This is a genomic window from Saccharomonospora saliphila YIM 90502, assembly GCF_000383795.1.
Taxonomy (GTDB): Bacteria; Actinomycetota; Actinomycetes; order Mycobacteriales; family Pseudonocardiaceae; genus Saccharomonospora; species Saccharomonospora saliphila.
This window is the reverse complement of the sequence record NZ_KB912616.1, coordinates 1-1,679: the sequence shown is the minus strand read 5'-3', so window position 1 is coordinate 1,679 and position 1,679 is coordinate 1. Positions and strand designations below refer to the sequence as shown.

The 1,679-nt window shown below is 71.0% G+C and carries 3 protein-coding genes; 1 reads left to right on the top strand and 2 read right to left on the bottom strand.

From position 1 onward, the window contains the following. Positions 1-92: 92 nt before the first annotated feature. Positions 93-302 carry a DUF397 domain-containing protein gene (locus tag SACSA_RS0102030; RefSeq protein WP_019813077.1) on the bottom strand — a complete coding sequence of 70 codons (210 nt, stop codon included), beginning with the start codon at positions 300-302 and terminating at the stop codon, positions 93-95. 14 nt (positions 303-316) lie between these two features. Next, positions 317-1,195, bottom strand: a complete 879-nt coding sequence (locus SACSA_RS0102025) for a helix-turn-helix domain-containing protein (RefSeq protein WP_019813076.1) — start codon at positions 1,193-1,195, stop codon at positions 317-319. Between the two features lie 129 nt (positions 1,196-1,324). Here SACSA_RS0102025 and SACSA_RS0102020 point away from each other — a divergent pair. Continuing rightward, a partial coding sequence (locus tag SACSA_RS0102020) for a hypothetical protein (protein ID WP_048876334.1) occupies positions 1,325-1,679 on the top strand: 355 nt, incomplete at its 3' end.

The window sequence follows — 1,679 nt, the reverse complement described above, 5'->3', positions numbered from 1 at the left end:
GCGGTCCCTTACCCCGACCCCGCCTGCGGCGCGGGGTAAGGGACCGGGCGCGGTGACGGACAGGCCGAGGGCCGCGTCCGGCCCTCGGCGTCTCAGCGCAGGTCGAGCTCGCCGGTCCTGGCCGCCGCCAGCAGCGCGTCCCACTCCGCGGCGGGCACGGTCAGCGCACCGCCCGCGGGGTTCTTCGAGTCGCGCACCGCCGCGCCGTCACGGGTGAAGGCGACCTCGACGCAGTCGTTGCCACCGCCGCTGTAACTGCTCTTGCGCCACCGCAGTTCCGTCGTGTCCTTGTCGAGGGCCATCCTCACTCCTTCGCTCACTCCGCATCGGAGACTGTCGCGTTCTCACTGTCGAACCGCCGCGCCGCGCCGACGATCACCTCGACGGAATCATCCGGCTTGAGCGCCGCGGCCCGCAAGTGATCGAACATGAGGGAATAGCGGCGCACGTCGGATTCCATCTCGAGGTAGAGACCGCTGCTGGTGCTGTCCACATAGACCACGTCCTGATCGGCCCGCTCGGGGAAGCCGAGGATGAGGAACGGGCCCTCCATCCCGGGATGGGCGCCCGCGCCGAACGGGACGACCTGCACGGTCACGTGCGGCAGCCTACAGGCGTCGGCGAGGTGGGATAGCTGCTCGGCCATCACCGACGGTCCACCCACGACCCGGTGCAGCACCGCCTCGTCGACCACGGCCCAGTACTCCGGTGGGTGCGGGTCGCGCAGCAGACGCTGCCGCGCCATCCGCGCGGCGACCCTGCGCTCGATCTCCGAGTCGTCGGCACCGGGGCGCATCGCCCGGATCACCGCGTGGGCGTAGCGCTCGGTCTGCAACAGGCCGGGCACGAGCAGGGCCTGGAACGCCCGCAACGAGCTGGCGTCGGCCTCGAGGCCGACGAACGCTCCGGTGAAGACCTCGTTGTAGGCGTGCCACCAGCCGCGCTTGCGCGCCTCCCTGGCGAGCTGGACCAGCGCCTCCTGGTCCTCGCCGTGCACTCCGTACAGTTCGAGCAGGTCCCGCGCGTCGCGCGGGGTGACGCCCACGTGTCCCGTCTCGATCCGGCTGATCTTGGAGGCGGAGCACTCCAGCTTCTCCCCCACCTCGTCGATGGTCAGCTGCGCGTTCTCCCGCAGCCGCCGTAGTTCGCCCGCGAGCCTGCGACGCCGCACGGTCGGACCGTGGCCTCGTGTCATGGCTTCACCTCCGCTTGACAACGCCCGTGCACATCTAACCAGGCCCGGCAAGATCGCCCGGAAGGCGAAACCCTCGGTAGCGCGCGGCATCCCCGATCGATGGACTGCAATTTGCACAGCCGGAGTTGTATGCTCGCTCGTGCTCCGCGGCCAGAATCGTTGCCAACGCGACCCTCGGGAGATCACGTGTCCGGGCGGGACCCCAGCATCGCTACTCCGCTCCAGGCGAGCGTGCACCGCAGACTCGACGAGATCACGCGCTCGGGCCGCGACACCTCCCCCGGCGTCCGAGCCGAACTCGACAGCCTCAACGTCGCGTTGCTCGCCGGGGCACTCCGGACGGTGCTCGCCGAGCACCGCGTCGACCCGAGCGGGCACTGCCCCGTCTGCCATGGCAGGCGCAGGCCGTTCACGCGCAGGCGCGGCGCGCTGCCGTGCCGGGCCTACCTCGCGGTCCAGGTGGCCCTCGACCCGGACCGCGAAG

Excerpts from the sequence above, each read along its gene's own strand:
- SACSA_RS0102025 (WP_019813076.1), bottom strand. The coding sequence starts at position 1,195 with ATGACACGAGGCCACGGTCCGACCGTGCGGCGTCGCAGGCTCGCGGGC.
- SACSA_RS0102030 (WP_019813077.1), bottom strand. The coding sequence starts at position 302 with ATGGCCCTCGACAAGGACACGACGGAACTGCGGTGGCGCAAGAGCAGT.